The following is a 16,453-nucleotide window of genomic DNA, read 5'->3' as shown; positions in this document are numbered from 1 at the left end:
TCGCCCGCGCGGCCGCCGGTCGGCCGTCCAGACCCCTCGCGTCCGCCGAGGATGAGGAGCCAGGACACATGATCACGATCTCTCGACTGCGTCCGCGCAGCTCGGCCACGCGGCCGATGTCCGTCCGCATCGGGGCGGCGACCATCGCCCTCGCGACCGCCGCCACGCTCGCCGCCTGCGGCGGCAACGGCGGCGGTGGCGGCGGCGCCGGGAGCGCCAGCGCGGAGGGCACGCTGACCTTCGCCTACGACTCCGACGCGGCGCCCAACGGCTACGACCCGCTGCTGTACTCGCAGGGCCAGTTCACCTTCTTCAGCGCGATGTACGACGCGCTGTTCGTGACCAACGCCCAGGGCGAGATCGAGCCCAGCCTGGTCACCGAGTTCTCCAACAACCCGGAGAACACCCAGACGACGCTGACCCTGCGCGAGGGCGTCACCTTCACCGACGGCTCGCCGCTGGACGCCGAGGTGGTCAAGGCCAACCTCGACCGGCGCAGCGACCCCGACCTCGAGGGCTACGGGTCGATCGCCCCCGGGCAGGCCGCCGAGATCACCGACGTGACGGTGCAGGACCCGCAGACCGTCGTCATCACCTGGGGCCAGCCGCAGGCCCGGCCGGAGAGCAACCTCGTCGACACCGCCGGCGTCATCGTCGGCCCGCAGGGCGTCGCCGACCCGACGACGCTGGAGACCACGCCGGACGGCTCCGGCGCCTACACGCTCGACGCCGACGAGACCACCCGGGCGAGCACCTACACGCTCGTCAAGAACGACGACGCGTGGGCCGCCGACGAGTGGACCTACGACTCGATCGTCTTCGACGTCATCACCGACCCGCAGGCGCTGGCCAACGCCGTCGTCTCCGGTCAGGCCGACGTCGCGACGATCCTGGACCCCACCGTGATCGACCTGGTCGAGGAGCGGCAGAGCACGGTCAGCGTCGGCGGCACCATCGTCGGCTTCCCGGTCACCGACAAGACCGGAGCGACCAACCCGGCCTTCGCCAACGAGGCCGCCCGGCTCGCGATGATCTACGCCACCGACCGCGAGGCGCTGGTGAACGACCTGCACGACGGCTCCCGCCCGACGTCGCAGCTGTTCCCCGAGGCGGCGGCCGGCTTCGACCCGGCGATCGACGAGGAGTACGCCTACGACCCCGACCGGGCCCGTGAGCTGCTCGCCGAGGCGGGGCTGCAGGACGGCTTCGACGTGAACATGACCGTGCTCGGCCAGCCCGACCAGGACGCCGTCGTCATCCAGAGCCAGTGGGCCGAGGTCGGCATCCGACTGAACTTCGTCACCGCCACCTCCACCGACCAGCTGTTCGCCGCGGTCCAGACCGACCCGGTGATCTTCGGGCCCTTCTCGGTCGGGGCCAACCCGGCCGGCTTCGTCGCCGGTGTCCTCTACGGCGGCTTCATGAACACCCAGGGCGCCACCGAGCCGGAGATCGAGCAGCCGCTCGGCGCGGCCCTCGGTGCCACCGGTGACGCCCAGACCCAGGCGCTGACCGACCTCAACCGGGCGATCACCGCCAACGGCTGGTTCATCCCGGTCTACGAGGACTTCACCTATGCCGGCTACAACGCCGAGTCCGTGGCCGAGCCGGCTTTCGCCGGGACCAACAACTACCTCGTCCTGGCCGACATCCAGCCGGCGAGCTGACCCCTGCCGGAGCGGCCGGTGGCCGCGGGACCCCCGCGGCCACCGGCCTCCCGGCCCCACCCACCCAGACGAGGGACCGAGAGATGCTCGCCTACATCGCACGGCGGCTCGCCCTGGCGGTCGGCACGGTGCTCGCCGCGATCGTGATCACCTTCCTGCTGGTGCACGCCGGGAACACCACGCCCGGCGCGGTCCGCCTGGGACCGGGCGCCACCGCCGACCGGATCGCCGCCGAGAACGAGGCGCTGGGCTGGAACCGGCCCCTGTTCACGCAGTTCACCGACTACGTCGGCCAGCTCCTCCAGGGGAACCTGGGGACGTCGCTCATCGACGGCCGCGACATCGCCGCCGACCTCACCGACCGGCTGCCGGTCACCGCCTCGATCGCGCTGTTCGCCACGCTGCTCTCGGGCGTCGTCGGGATCCTCCTCGGCGTCGCCGCCGCGGTCCGCGGCGGCCGCACCGCCCAGGGGATCACCACCGGCAGCGGCGTCGCGCTCTCCCTCCCGTCGTTCTGGGTCGGGATCCTCCTGGTCTACCTGCTGTCGCTGCAGCTCGGCTGGCTGCCGGCGACCGGCTACACCGAGTTCTCCACCGACCCGGTGGGCTGGGCCACCAGCCTGGCCATCCCGGTGCTCACCCTGGCGGTGGGCGGGGCGGCGATCGTCACCCGCACCGCGGCCGCGGGGATGCGGGAGGCCCTCGCCCAGGAGCACGTCCGCACCCTGCGGGCCATGGGGACGCCGCAGTGGCGGATCCGCTACGTGCACGCGCTGCGCTACGCCAGCGTGCCGGTCGTCTCGGTGCTCGGCATCCAGTTCATCGTGCTGTTCGGCGGCTCGGTGATCATCGAGAACCTCTTCGCGCTGCCCGGCCTCGGCCAGGCCAGCCAGGTCGCCGCCGTGTCGAGCGACTTCCCCGCCCTGATCGGCGTCGTGGTCGTGGCCACCGTCGTCGTGGTCATCACCAACCTGCTGCTCGACCTGCTGGTCGCGGCGCTGGACCCGAAGGTGCGCACCGCATGAGCGTCCTGCCCCTCGATGCGGCCGACGAGGTCGCCACCGAGCCCGTCCCGCCGGCCCGCCGCCGCGGCCTGCCGGCCTTCCTCCGCCGTCCGGGCGGGATCTTCGGCGCCACGTGGCTGACCTTCGTCATCGTCGCGTCGCTCACCGCGCCGCTGTGGCGGCCCTACGAGCCCGCGGAGCAGGACACGGCCAACGCCCTCGCCCTGCCCTCGGCGGAGCACTGGCTGGGCACCGACCCGCTGGGCCGCGACCTGCTCAGCCGGATCTTCACCGCCGGCTCGCTGCCGCTGCTGTCCTCGGCGCTGATGCTCGTCGTCGCCTTCGGCATCGGCCTGCCGCTCGCGCTGATCGCCGCCGAGCGCGGCCGCCGGGTGGAGCAGGTGATCAGCCGGCTCACCGAGGTGCTCATCGCGCTGCCGGCGACGATCCTGCTGCTCGCCGTCATCGGCGTGATCGGCAACCGGCTGTACCCGGTCATGGCGATCCTCGGCGTGATGATCTCCGCCTCGGTGTACCGCGTCCTGCTGGGCGTCGCCCAGTCGGTCCGGCAGCGGCTCTACATCGACGCCGCCCGGGTCAACGGGCTGGGCTCGCTGCGGGTGAACCTGGTGCACGTCCTGCCCTCGATGGCCACCGTCGTGGCGGTCCAGGCCGCGCAGCTGTTCGGCATCGGCCTGCTCATCGTGGCGGGCCTGGCCTTCCTCGGCTTCGGTCCCGGTGAGCCCGAGCCCAGCTGGGGCTTCATGATCCAGGACGCCTCGGGCTACATCTACACCGCGCCCTGGCTGATGGTGCCCACCGGCCTGGTCCTCGCCCTGACCGTCGTGGCGGCCAACGAGCTCGCCGACGCGATCGCCGGCAAGGTCGCGGTGGCCGGGCGCGCCGGTCGCCGCCGTCGCCGGGGCCCGCTCCGCCGGGCCGTCGCCGCGGCCGCCGCCGGGACCGCCGAGGCCCCGGACCCGGCCGCCGTCCTGCAGGTCCGCGACCTGTCGGTGTCGGTGGACGACGGCCCCGACCTCGTCACCGGGGTGTCCTTCGCGCTGCAGCCGGGCCGCGTGCTCGGCCTGGTCGGCGAGTCCGGGTGCGGCAAGACGATGACCGCCCGCTCGCTGCTCGGCCTGCTCCCCGACGGCGTCTCGGTGTCCGGCGGCTCGATCCTCTGGCGGGGCCGGGAGCTCGTCGGCCTGTCGGAGCGCGAGATGTCGGCGCTGCGCGGCCGGGAGATCGCGATGATCTCGCAGGAGCCGATGGTGGCCCTGGACCCGATGTTCTCCATCTCGTCCCAGCTGACCGGCCCGATCCGCCGCTTCCGGGGGGTGGGGCGCTCGGAGGCGAGGAAGATCGCCGCCGAGCTGCTGCGCAACGTCGGGATCGTCGACGCCGAGCGGGTGCTGAAGAGCCATCCGCACCAGCTCTCCGGCGGCATGGCGCAGCGGGTGTGCATCGCCCTGGCGCTCACCGGCGAGCCGGACCTGCTCGTCGCCGACGAGCCGACCACCGCCCTCGACGTCACCGTGCAGGCGGAGATCCTGTCGCTGCTGCGGGCGCTGGTGCGCGACACCGGTCTGTCGGTCGTCGTGGTCAGCCACGACCTCGGCGTGGTCGCCGACATCTGCGACGACGTCGCGGTCATGTACGCCGGCCAGGTCGTCGAGTCCGGCACCGCCGAGGCCGTCCTCGACGCCCCGGCGCACCCGTACACGATGGCCCTGCTCGGGGCGAACCCGCACGTGCCCGAGGGCGAGCCGGTGCCCGAGCGCCTGGCCTCCATCGCCGGCACCGTCCCGCCGCCGGGCTCCTGGCCGACCGGCTGCCGGTTCGCCTCCCGCTGCCGGTTCGCGCAGGAGAGGTGCACCGTGCCGTTCCCGGAGCTGCCCGCCCACGGTGCGGGATCGGTGCTCTGCATCCGCGTCGACGAGCTCTCCCGCGACCACGCCGTCTGGGAGCCCGAGCACGCGGGTGACGAGATCGCCACCCCTCTCGCACCGCCCGCCCCCGTCGCTGGAGTGTCCCGATGACCGCCCCCGCCGGCACCGCGCCCGTCGCGGCCACCACCACACCCGCGCTGGAGATCCGCGACCTCGTCGTGCGCTACGGCTCGGGCCGGAAGGCGCGGCAGGCGCCCCCGGCCATCGACCGGGTCAGCTTCTCCATCGCCCCCGGCGAGACCGTCGGGCTGGTCGGGGAGTCCGGCTCGGGGAAGTCGACGATCGGCAAGGCGGTCCTCGGCCTGCAGCCGCCGACGTCGGGCACGGTGCGGCTGCACGGGCAGGACATCACCTCGATGTCGCTCAAGCAGCGCAGCCGCCAGGTGGCCGACCTGCGCGTCGTCTTCCAGGACCCGTACTCCTCGCTCAACCCGGCCCGCACCATCGGGCAGACGCTGGTCGAGCCGCTGCGCCTCATGGGGACCCGGGGACCCGAGGCGCTGCACAAGGCGCGCGCCGGGCTGGAGTCGGTCGGCCTGCCCGGCGACGCCGTGGACCGCTACCCGTCGCAGTTCTCCGGCGGCCAGCGCCAGCGGATCGCGATCGCCCGGGCGCTGGTGTGCGACCCGGAGGTCGTCGTCCTCGACGAGCCGGTCAGCGCGCTGGACCTGTCCACGCAGGCGCAGGTGCTCAACCTGCTCGCCGACCTGCGCGACCAGCGCGGCCTGGCGTTCCTGTTCATCGCCCACGACCTCGGCGTCGTCCGGTTCCTGTCGCAGCGCACTGTGGTGCTCTACCGCGGGCAGGTCATGGAGACCGGCCCGGTCGAGGCGGTCAGCCAGGCGCCGCGGCACCCTTACACCGTGGCGCTCACCGCGGCGGCGCCCGTGCCCCGCCCGGCCGAGCAGCGGGCCCGGCGCACCGCCCGCGAGGCGGCCGGCTTCGGCACCGCCGGCGCGGCGCTGCCCTCGGCCACCGGTTGCCCGTTCGTGCCGCGCTGCCCGCTGGCCACCGAGGTGTGCGTCACCGAGCGGCCGCCGCTGCGGCTCGTCGAGGGCACCGAGGCCGCCTGCCACCACGCCGAGCGCGTCCCCGCCCTGTGATGAAGGACCTCGGTGCCCCCCACCGCTCGCACGCTCGCGGCGGGCCCCTGCACCGAGGCCACAGTGCCGCGGACTCCTGACGGGAGACTCATGCCCGAAGCCCCGGACGGCCTGCGGGTCGAGCACCTCGACGAGCCGCTCGGCATCCGCACGACCGCGCCGCGGCTGTCGTGGCGGCTGCCCGACGGCGCCCGCGAGCAGCGCGCGTACCGCCTGACCTCCGACGACGGCTGGGACACCGGCTGGGTCGAGGACTCCGGCCACCTGCTCGTGCCCTACGCCGGCCCGGCGCCGGAGTCGTCGCAGCGGGTGCACTGGCGGGTGCAGGTGCGCACCGACCTCGGCGAGAGCCCGGCGTCGGAGCCGGCCTGGTTCGAGACCGGCCTGCTGTCGGCCGGGGACTGGTCCGCCGATTGGATCGAGCCGGGCTCGATGCCCGGCGGACCGGCGGGGGAGCGGCCGGGCGCGCTGCTGCGCCGGGAGTTCGACGTCGACCGGCCGGCCGTCTTCGCCCGGCTGCACGCCACCGCACAGGGGCTCTACGAGGTGTTCCTCGACGGGACGCGGATCGGCGACGCCGAGCTGACCCCCGGCTACACGCAGTACGACCAGCGGCTGCAGGTGCAGACTCACGACGTCGGCCCGGTGTCCGCGGGCCGGCACGTCCTGGCCGTGGTCCTCGCCGACGGCTGGTTCCGCGGCCAGACCGGCGTCACCCGCTCGGCCGACCAGTGGGGCGACCGGGTCGCCGTCCTCGCCCAGCTGCACCTCGCCCACGACGACGGCACCGTCACCGTGCTCGGCACCGGCCCGGGCTGGCGCAGCGCGGTCGGCCACATCGTCGCCGCCGACCTCATCGCGGGCGAGCGCTGGGACCTGCTCGCGCTGCCGCGCGGCTGGGACGCCCCCGGCTCCGACGACGCCGGCTGGGAGCCGGTGCAGGTGGTCGAGCACGGGTTCGCCGGGCTGGTCGACTCGCCGGCTCCGCCGGTGCGCCGGGTGGCGGAGCTCGTCCCCGTCTCGGTCACCCGGCTGCCGGGCGGGGCGCAGGTGGTCGACCTCGGCCAGAACGTCAACGGCTGGCTCCGCCTGACCGACCTCGGCCCGGCCGGCACCGAGCTCACGCTCACCCACGGCGAGTGGCTCGCGCCCGACGGCGACGTCACGGTGGAGCACCTGCGGCCGGACCTGCCGTTCCTCCCGCACCCGCTGCCGGCCGGCCAGGTCGACGCCGTCGTCTCCGCCGGGGTGCCCGGCGAGCTCTTCGAGCCGCGGCGCACCACGCACGGCTTCCGCTACGTGCGCGTCGAGGGCCATCCGCACGACCTCACCCCCGACGACGTCCGCGGGGTGGTCGTGCACACCGACCTGCGCCGCACCGGCTGGTTCCGCAGCAGCGACGCGCGCCTCGACCGCTTCCACGAGGCGGCGGTGTGGAGCTTCCGCGGCAACGCCTGCGACGTCCCCACCGACTGCCCGCACCGCGAGCGGCACGGCTGGACCGGCGACTGGCAGCTCTACGTCCCGACCGCCGCCTTCCTGTACGACGTCGCCGGCTTCTCCACCAAGTGGCTGCGCGACGTCGTGGCCGACCAGTGGCCCGACGGGACGGTCGCGAACGTCAGCCCGTGCCCGCGCGGGGAGGGCCGGGACAGCCCGGTGTCCTTCCTCAACGGGTCGGCCGGCTGGGGCGACGCGGTGGTCATCGTCCCGTGGGAGCTGTACCGGGCCTACGGGGACACCGGCGTGCTCGAGGAGACCTGGCCGGCGATGGTCCGCTGGCTGGACCGCACCGGGCGGACGGCCCGCGAGCAGCGCCACCCCGCCCGCGCCGCCCGCCGCCCCGAGCCGGCGCCGCACGAGCGGTGGCTGTGGGACACCGGCTTCCACTGGGGCGAGTGGCTCGTGCCGGGCGAGGAGGTCGGCGACTTCGGGGCGTTCGTCGCCTCCGACGAGGGCGACGTCGCCACCGCGTACTACGCGCACAGCGCCTCGCTCATGGCGCGGATCGCCGCGGTGCTCGGCAGGGACGACGACGCGGCACGCTACGCCGAGCTCGCCGGGAACGCGCGGGCCGCCTGGCAGGCCGAGTACCTCGACGCCGACGGACGGCTGACGCCGGACACGCAGGCGAACCACGTGCGTGCGCTCGCCTTCGACCTGGTGCCCGAGGAGCTGCGCCCGGCCGTGGCCGAGCGGCTGGTCGAGCTGGTCCGCAAGGCCGGCACCCGCCTCGGCACCGGCTTCCTCGCCACGCCGTCCCTGCTGCCCGTCCTCGCCGACACCGGCCACCTCGACGTCGCCTACGAGCTGCTGATGCAGGACGGCGAGCCCGGCTGGCTGGTCATGGTCGACCGCGGCTCCACCACCGTGTGGGAGCACTGGAACGGCGTGGACGCCGACGGGGTGCCGCACGAGTCGCTCAACCACTACTCCAAGGGCGCGGTCATCTCCTTCCTGCACCGCTCCACCGCCGGGATCGAGCCGCTCGAGCCCGCGTACCGCCGTTTCCGCGTGCGCCCGCGGCCCGGCGGCGGGCTCACCTCCGCCGAGGCCGCGCACGAGTCGCCGTACGGCCGGATCGGATCGGCCTGGCGGATCGACGACGGCGTCCTGTCCCTGACCGTCGAGGTCCCGGCCGGCACCGAGGCCGAGGTCGTCCTGCCCGACGGCACCACCGCGACCGCCGGCCCCGGCCGGCACGAGTTCACGAGCACCCCCGAGGAGACGCGATGAGCACCACCGACGAGCAGCCCTTCGAGTGGGCCGGCCCCGCCCGGTACCTGCTGCCGCCGGCGCCCACCCGCCGCGACGACGGCGTCCGCGTCTTCTCCGGCGTCACCTACGCCTGCCCGGCCGGCTACCGGCCGCTGCAGCTCGACGTCTGGGTGCCCGACACCGCGGCGCCCGCTCCGCTGGTGGTCTGGGTGCACGGCGGCGGCTGGATGACGGGCGACCGCCGGTACCTGCCCGAGACGCTGCGGCCCGACCAGCTCTTCGAGGCGTTCGTCGCCGCCGGGCTGGCGGTGGCCACCATCGACTACCGGTTCGCGCTCGAGGCGCCGTTCCCCGCGCAACTGCACGACGCGAAGGCCGCGGTCCGCTACCTGCGCGCGCACGCCGGCGAGCTCGGCGTCGACGTCACGCGGATCGGGGTCGCGGGCGAGTCGGCCGGCGGCCACCTGGCCGCGCTGGTCGCGCTCACCGGGCACCGCGCCGACCTGGAGGGCGACCTCGGCGTCGTCGGGCCGTCCAGCGCGGTCGACGTCGCCGTCGACTGGTACGGCGTCTCCGACCTCGAGACCATGCCGCGGGCGACCCCGCCGCCGCACGTCCAGGCGAAGCTCCCCGAGGCGATGCGCACCCCGCCGGAGGACGTGCTGGTCCGCGGGCTGGAGGGGCAGGCGCTCGCCGACGCCAGCCCGGTCACCCACGTCACGGAGCACGCGCCGCCGTTCCTGCTCGTGCACGGCACCGCCGACTGGCTGGTGCCCTACGCGCAGAGCGAGCGGCTGCGCGACGCGCTGCAGGGGGCCGGGGTACCGGTCCGCCTCGTGCCCGTCGACGGGGCGGAGCACATCTTCGCGGGGTCCCGGGACGTCGACGGCCTGGTGGACCTCTCGGTCCGCTACCTCGCCGACGCACTGATCGGAGCCCGGGCGTGAGCGACCTGACCGTCGGCGCCGTCACCGTCGAGCACTCCCGCGAGCCGCTCGGCATCGGCGAGACGACGCCGCGGCTGTCCTGGGTCACGCAGACCGAGCTGCCCGGCTGGCGGCAGGCCGCGTACGAGGTGGAGGTCGAGCCGCACGACGGGCCGGCCTGGACCTCCGGGCGCGTCGGCACCGACGCCTCGGTGCTCGTGCCGTGGGGCGCGCCGCCGCTGACCAGCCGGGAGCGGCGCAGCGTGCGCGTCCGCGTGTGGGGCGAGGGCGACGCCGAGCCGTCCGCCTGGAGCCAGGACGTCGTCGTCGAGGCCGGCCTGCTCGAGCCCGCCGACTGGACGGCGACCCTCGTGCGGCCGGTGCCGCCCGAGGGCGAGGAGCCGGCGGTCCTGCTGCGGCGGGAGTTCGCGCTCGACCGGCCCGTGGTCCGCGCCCGCCTGCACGCCACCGCGCAGGGCGTGTTCGAGGCCGAGCTCAACGGCGCCGTCGTCGGCGACGACGTGCTCTCGCCGGGCTGGACCAGCTACCGGCACCGCCTCCGCTACCGCACGTACGACGTCACCGCGCTGCTCGGCGAGGGCGCCAACGCGCTCGGCGTGCACCTGGCCGACGGCTGGTTCCGCGGCCACCTCGGCTTCACCGGGAAGCGGCACTGGTACGGCGACCGCACCGGCGCGTTCGCGCAGCTGGAGGTCGAGCACCCCGACGGCTCCCGCACGGTCGTGACCACCGACGGGTCGTGGCGCTCGGCGCCGAGCTGGCTGACCCGCGCCGGCCTCTACTCCGGCGAGACCGCCGACCTGCGCGCCGCGCTGCCCGGCTGGTCGTCGCCGGGCTTCGACGACGCGGCCTGGACGCCCGTCGAGCCGGGCGAGCTGGACGTCTCGACACTGGTCGCCCCGACCGGCCCGCCGGTGCGGCGCACCGAGGTCGTGCCCGCGGTGTCGGTGTCCACCTCGCCGTCGGGGCGGGTGCTGGTCGACCTCGGGCAGAACCTCGTGGGCCGGCTGCGGCTGCGGCTGCCCGACGCCCCGGCCGGCACGGAGGTCACCGTCCGGCACGCCGAGGTCCTCGAGCACGGCGAGCTCGGCACCCGGCCGCTGCGCTCGGCGCGGGCCACCGACGTGGTCGTCCTCGACGGGCGCGGGGCGCGCACCTGGGAGCCGCGGTTCACCTTCCACGGCTTCCGGTACGCCGAGGTGAGCGGCTGGCCCGGCGAGCTGACCGCCGGGGACGTCGAGGCCGTCGTCCTGCACACCGACCTGCGGCGCACCGGCACGTTCGCCTGCTCCGACCCCGACGTCGAGCGGCTGCACGAGAACGTCGTCTGGGGGATGCGGGGCAACTTCCTCGACGTCCCCACCGACTGCCCGCAGCGCGACGAGCGGCTGGGCTGGACCGGCGACCTGCAGGTGTTCGCGCCCACGGCGGCCTTCCTCCACGACACCACCGGCATGCTGCGGTCCTGGCTGGCCGACCTCGCCGCCGAGCAGCGGGAGTTCGACGGCACCGTGCCGATGTACGTGCCGTTCCTGCCGCTGCTGCCCTTCCCGCAGCAGCCGGAGGTGGGCTGGGGCGACGCCGCCGTCGTCGTCCCGTGGGTGCTGTACCAGCGCACCGGCGACGCCGGGCTGCTCGCCGACCAGTGGGCCTCGATGACCGCCTGGATCGACGCGTTCGCCGCGCGGGCGGGCGAGGACCTCGACTTCCCCGGCGGCGGCTTCTCCTTCGGCGACTGGCTGGACACCGCCGCCCCGCCGGACAACCCGGCCGCCGCGCGGACCCCGTGGCAGTGCGTGGCCACCGCCTACCTCTCCCGCTCGGCGCGCACGGTCGCGCAGGCGGCGGAGGTGCTCGGCCGCGACGGCGCCCGGTTCGCCGAGCTGGGGGAGCGGGCCGCCGCGCGGTTCCGCGCGGAGTACGTCAGCCCGAACGGCCGGGTCGCCTTCCCCTCGCAGACGGCGTACGCGCTGGCGCTGGAGTTCGACCTGCTCGAGCCGTCGCAGCGCGCGCACGCCGGCCGCCTGCTGGCACAGCAGGTGCTGCAGGACGGCTTCCACATCGCCAGCGGCTTCCTCGGCACGCCGCTGGTGTGTGACGCGCTGACCGACGCCGGGGAGCTGGCCACGGCATACGAGCTGCTGCTGCAGCGGGAGAACCCGTCGTGGCTGTACCCGGTGACGATGGGCGCCACGACCATCTGGGAGCGGTGGGACTCGCTGCTCCCCGACGGGACCGTGAACCCCGGCGACATGACGTCGTTCAACCACTACGCGTTCGGCGCCGTGGCCGACTGGCTGCACCGCACGGTCGCCGGGCTCGCGCCGGCCGCGCCGGGCTACCGGCGGATCCGGTTCGCCCCGCGCCCCGGGCCGGGGCTCACCTCGGCGGCGGCCACCCACGAGACGCCGTACGGGACGGCGTCGGTGTCGTGGGCGCTGACCGGAGGGACGGCGTTCGCCCTCGATGTCGTCGTCCCGCCCAACACGACGGCGGAGGTCGCGCTGCCCGACGGCGGCGCGCCGGTGGAGGTCGGCTCCGGCCGCCACGCGTTCACCTGCGGGATCGAGGAGCCGCGGCCGGTCGAGAGGCCGGCGCTGTTCTTCGACCCGGACGCGCACGCGTGACGCCGCGACCGGTCGTCCCCGGCTTCCACCCCGACCCGAGCGTGGTCCGGGTCGGCGACACCTACTGGATGGTGCACTCGAGCTTCGAGTACGCCCCCGGCGTCCCGCTGTACCGCTCGGCCGACCTGGTGACGTGGGAGCAGGCCGGGCACGTGCTGGCCCGCCCCTCACAGCTCGACGTCTCGGCCGCGCCCGGCTCGGGCGGGATCACCGCGCCGACGCTCCGCCACCACGACGGCCGGTTCTGGATGGTCACCACCAACCTCGCCGACGGCGGCTGGCAGGTGTTCACCTCCGCGGAGGACCCGCTGGGCGAGTGGTCGGACCCGGTCCGCATGACCGGCGTCCGAGGCATCGACCCCGACCTCGCCTGGAATGACGACGGCACGCTGCTGGTGAGCTACGCCGGCTTCGGCGCGGGCGGGCCCGCGGGGCTGGTGCAGCAGGCCGTCGACCCGGTCACCGGCGCGGCGCTCACCGAGCGGCGGCCGCTCTGGCAGGGCACCGGCGGCCGCTTCCCCGAGGGTCCGCACCTCTACCGGGTGGGCGACCTCTGGTACCTGCTCATCGCCGAGGGCGGCACCGAGCGCGGTCACGCGGTGACCATGGCGCGCGGACCCTCGCCGGCCGGGCCGTGGGAGCCCTGCCCGTCCAACCCGCTGCTCACCCACCGCGGCGTCGAGTCCCCGGTGCAGAACACCGGGCACGCCGACCTGGTGCAGCGGCCCGACGGCAGCTGGGCGGTCGTCTTCCACGGCGTGCGCCCCCGCGGCACCAGCCCGCAGTTCCACGTGCTGGGCCGGGAGACCTTCGCCGCCGAGGTGGTCTGGGAGGACGGCTGGCCGCGGCTGGGGGAGTGGCTGACCCCGCCGGAGGGCGCCGTCGTGGTCGCCGACGACCTCTCCGGGCCCGCGTGGGTGGCGCCCCGGCGCTTCCCGGCCGAGCTGCTGACGCGGGCCGAGGGCGGCTGGCTGCTGTCCGCGGCCGATCCCGACCCGGCGTCGGAGGACCTCGCGTTCGTGGGCCGCCGCCAGGAGCACCTCCAGGCAGGCTTCCGCGCCGTGGTGCGGGCCTCCTCCGGGGTCGGGGGTCTGACCCTGCGCATCGACGCCCGCCACCACCTCGACCTCGAGGTCGACGGCGACCGGGTCCGTGCCGTCGCCCAGGTCGGCGCGCTGCGCTCGGTGCTCGGCGAGGCGGAGGTCGTGCCCGGCGAGGACGTCGTCCTGGAGATGCGCACCCTGCCCGGCGAGGGGCACTTCTCCTCGACCGCGCTGGCGCCCGACGTCCTCGTGGCGGGGCTCGTCGGCGCGGGCGGGTTCGCCGAGCTGGGCCGGCTCGACGGGCGCTACGTCTCCACCGAGGTCGCCGGCGGCATGACCGGGCGGCTGGGCGGCCTGTGGTGCTCGCGCGGCACCCTGCTCGCCCGGTCGGTGACCTACACCGGCACCGGCTGAGGACGGGCGGCGGGCTCCTCTACGGTCCCGGCATGACCGACGGTGAGGTGCGGGTGCAGCCGTGGCGCGCCGGCACGTGGACGACCGCCCCCGCCGCCGCCACCGAGGACGGGCCGGACCTGGTGGTGACCGCCGTCGAGGGCAGCGACGCGTGGCGGCACACCGCCTACGGGTTCGTGCACGACGACGCGCACGCGCTCCTCGCCCCGATGGCGTCCCCGGGCGCGGTCGAGGTGACGTTCGACGTCGACTGGGACGGCCGATTCGACCAGGCCGGGCTGGTGCTGCGGGCGGACGAGCAGACCTGGCTCAAGGCCGGGGTGGAGATGACCGACGGTGCCGCGCACGTCGGCGCCGTCGTCACGCTCGGCCGCTCGGACTGGTCGCTGGCACCGGTGCCGGAGTGGGCCGGCCGCCGGGTCACCGTCCGGGCCAGCCGCGCCGGGGACGCGGTCACCGTCCGTGCGCGGGTCGACGAGGAGCCCTTCCGGCTGGTCCGGGTCGCGGCCTTCCCGCCGGAGGCCGCGGTGCGGGCCGGGCCCTACTGCTGCGCGCCCACCCGCAGCGGCCTCGTCGTCCGCTTCCGGCAGTGGGCGGTCGGCCCGGCGGACGCCGCGCTGCACTGAACCGGGCTGCACTGAGCGGCGCTGCCACTGGATGGCAGCCGCGAGGACGTGCCGTCCGCGGGCACAGCAGGATCGGGCGGTGACCCCCAACACATCTCCTGACCTCGCTGCGCTGCCGCTCGAGACGAAGGCGGCGCTGCTGTCCGGGCAGGACTTCTGGTCCACCCCGCCGGTCGAGGAGGCCGGGCTGCCCTCGGTGGTGCTCACCGACGGCCCGCACGGCGTGCGCCGCCAGGAGGGCGACTTCGACCGGATCGGGCTGCTGCAGAGCGTCCCGGCCACCTGCTTCCCGCCGGCGGTGGCGGTCGGGTCGAGCTGGGACCCCGAGGTCGCCGAGCGCATCGGCGCCGCGGTCGGCCGGGAGGCCCGCACCCTCGGCGTGCCCGTCGTCCTCGGCCCGGGCGTCAACATCAAGCGGTCCCCGCTGTGCGGGCGCAACTTCGAGTACTACTCCGAGGACCCGCTGCTCGCCGGCGTGCTCGGCGCCGCGCACGTGCGCGGCCAGCAGGGCGAGGGCGTCGGCGCGTCGGTGAAGCACTTCGCGGCGAACAACCAGGAGACGCAGCGCATGCAGGTCAGCGCCGACGTCGACGAGCGCACGCTGCGGGAGATCTACCTGCCGGCTTTCGAGCGGATCGTCACCGAGGCGGCGCCGGCCACCGTCATGTGCGCCTACAACCGGGTCAACGGCGTCTACGCCTCGCAGAACCGCTGGCTGCTCACCGAGGTGCTGCGCGAGGAGTGGGGCTTCGAGGGCGTCGTCGTCTCCGACTGGGGCGCCGTCGACGACCGGATCGCCGCGCTGGAGGCCGGCCTGGACCTGCAGATGCCCGGCGACCGCGGCGCCGGCAACCGGCGCGTCGTCGAGGCGGTGCTCGCGGGGGAGCTCGACGAGGCCCTGGTGGACCGCAGCGCCCGCCGGGTGGCCGCGCTCGCCGACCTGGTGCACGAGCCGGCCGGGCCCTTCGACGCCGAGGCCCACCACGCGCTGGCCCGGGAGCTCGCGGCCCGGTGCGCGGTGCTGCTCAAGAACGACGGCGCCGTCCTGCCGCTGGCGCCGGACGCGCGGGTCGCCGTCGTCGGCGAGTTCGCCCGCACGCCGCGCTACCAGGGCGGCGGGAGCTCGCACGTCAACGCCACCCGGGTCGACGACGCGCTCACCGCTCTGCGGGAGGCGCTGCCGACCGTGTCGTTCGCGCCCGGCTTCTCCCTCGACGGCTCCGGCGACGACGCCGCACTGCGCGAGGAGGCGGTCGCCGCGGCCCGCGACGCCGACGTCACCGTGGTGTTCGCCGGGCTGGCCGAGGACGACGAGTCCGAGGGCTTCGACCGCACCACCATCGACCTGCCCGCCGTCCAGGTGCAGCTGATCCGGGCGGTGGCCGCGGCCGGCCGGCGCACCGTCGTCGTGCTGTCGTCGGGCGGCATCGTGTCGCTGGAGGGCTGGCACGACGACGTCGACGCGGTCCTGGCCGGCTTCCTGCTCGGCCAGGCCGGCGGCAGCGCGCTGGCCGACCTGCTCACCGGTGCCGCGAGCCCGTCCGGGCGGCTGGCCGAGTCGATCCCGCTGCGGCTGGAGGACACCCCCAGTCACCTGAACTTCCCCGGGGAGCAGGGGCACGTGCGCTACGGCGAGGGCGTGATGGTCGGCTACCGCCACTACACGACCGTCGGCCGCCCGGTGCGCTATCCCTTCGGCCACGGGCTGGGCTACACGACCGTGGCCACCTCCGGCCTGCAGGTGACGGCGACCGGCGACGACGCGGCGACGGTCTCGGTGACCGTCACCAACACCGGCGACCGGCCGGGCCGGCACGTGGTGCAGGTGTACGTGGCGACGACGGCCGGCCCGGTCCGCCGCCCCGCCCGGGAGCTGCGCGCCTTCACCCCGGTGCCGCTGGAGCCGGGGGAGTCGCGGACGGTGGAGCTGGCGCTCGACCGGCGCGCGTTCGCCCACTGGGACGTCCGCGAGGCCGGCTGGGTCGTGGCGCCGGGGGAGTACACCGTGCAGGTCGGCGCCAGCGCCGCAGAGGTGCTGGCGGAGGAGACGCTGACCCTGGTCGGGGACAGGATCGTCCCGGAGCTCACGCTGGGCTCGTCGGTGGCCGAGTGGTTCGAGCACCCGGTGGTCGGGGCGCAGCTGCTCGAGGGCTTCCTCGCGTCCATGCCCGACGGCGCCGCGGAGATGCACGCCGGGATGCTGCTGATGATCGGGTCGATGCCGATGCGCCGGTTCGCCGCCGACTTCGGTGCCGCCATCCCGCCTGCCGAGCTCGACCGCCTCGTCGCCCTCGCCCGGGACGCCCGCGCCGGCTGACGCTCGAGAAGGCGGCAGAAATGGCCATTTCTGCCGCC

The 16,453-nt window shown here is 75.4% G+C and carries 10 protein-coding genes; all 10 read left to right on the top strand.

Annotation, left to right across the window (positions count from 1 at the left end):
- The first annotated feature begins 68 nt into the window (after nt 1-68).
- The 10 genes from FN207_RS19685 (at nt 69) to FN207_RS19640 (ending at nt 16,415) form a co-directional block, all read left to right on the top strand.
- Nucleotides 69-1,667 (top strand): ABC transporter substrate-binding protein, encoded by a 1,599-nt coding sequence (locus FN207_RS19685; protein ID WP_142460154.1) that lies wholly within the window; start codon nt 69-71, stop codon nt 1,665-1,667.
- A gap of 83 nt (nt 1,668-1,750) precedes the next feature.
- On the top strand, nt 1,751-2,692 hold the full coding sequence (locus FN207_RS19680) for an ABC transporter permease (RefSeq protein ID WP_142460153.1): 942 nt from the start codon (nt 1,751-1,753) through the stop codon (nt 2,690-2,692).
- On the top strand, nt 2,689-4,710 hold the full coding sequence (locus FN207_RS19675) for a dipeptide/oligopeptide/nickel ABC transporter permease/ATP-binding protein (RefSeq protein ID WP_142460152.1): 2,022 nt from the start codon (nt 2,689-2,691) through the stop codon (nt 4,708-4,710). The genes FN207_RS19680 and FN207_RS19675 overlap by 4 nt, the downstream gene beginning before the upstream one ends.
- Entirely contained in the window at nt 4,707-5,723 is a 1,017-nt protein-coding gene (locus FN207_RS19670) for an oligopeptide/dipeptide ABC transporter ATP-binding protein (RefSeq protein WP_142460151.1), read from the top strand. The genes FN207_RS19675 and FN207_RS19670 overlap by 4 nt, the downstream gene beginning before the upstream one ends.
- Nucleotides 5,724-5,813: 90 nt before the next feature.
- On the top strand, nt 5,814-8,459 hold the full coding sequence (locus FN207_RS19665) for a family 78 glycoside hydrolase catalytic domain (protein ID WP_142460150.1): 2,646 nt from the start codon (nt 5,814-5,816) through the stop codon (nt 8,457-8,459).
- Entirely contained in the window at nt 8,456-9,388 is a 933-nt protein-coding gene (locus FN207_RS19660; RefSeq protein WP_142460149.1) for an alpha/beta hydrolase, read from the top strand. Before FN207_RS19665 ends, FN207_RS19660 begins: the two co-directional genes overlap by 4 nt.
- Nucleotides 9,385-12,015 (top strand): glycoside hydrolase family 78 protein, encoded by a 2,631-nt coding sequence (locus tag FN207_RS19655; RefSeq protein ID WP_142460148.1) that lies wholly within the window; start codon nt 9,385-9,387, stop codon nt 12,013-12,015. Before FN207_RS19660 ends, FN207_RS19655 begins: the two co-directional genes overlap by 4 nt.
- Nucleotides 12,012-13,472 (top strand): glycoside hydrolase family 43 protein, encoded by a 1,461-nt coding sequence (locus FN207_RS19650; protein ID WP_142460147.1) that lies wholly within the window; start codon nt 12,012-12,014, stop codon nt 13,470-13,472. Before FN207_RS19655 ends, FN207_RS19650 begins: the two co-directional genes overlap by 4 nt.
- A 32-nt stretch (nt 13,473-13,504) precedes the next feature.
- Nucleotides 13,505-14,098 (top strand): DUF1349 domain-containing protein, encoded by a 594-nt coding sequence (locus tag FN207_RS19645; RefSeq protein ID WP_142460146.1) that lies wholly within the window; start codon nt 13,505-13,507, stop codon nt 14,096-14,098.
- A gap of 79 nt (nt 14,099-14,177) precedes the next feature.
- Nucleotides 14,178-16,415, top strand: a complete 2,238-nt coding sequence (locus FN207_RS19640; protein ID WP_246066193.1) for a glycoside hydrolase family 3 C-terminal domain-containing protein — start codon at nt 14,178-14,180, stop codon at nt 16,413-16,415.
- Nucleotides 16,416-16,453: the final 38 nt, after the last annotated feature.

Origin of the sequence: Geodermatophilus aquaeductus, assembly GCF_900182545.1 — a bacterium.
GTDB lineage: Bacteria > Actinomycetota > Actinomycetes > Mycobacteriales > Geodermatophilaceae > Geodermatophilus > Geodermatophilus aquaeductus.
This window is presented reverse-complemented; position numbering and strand designations above follow the sequence as displayed.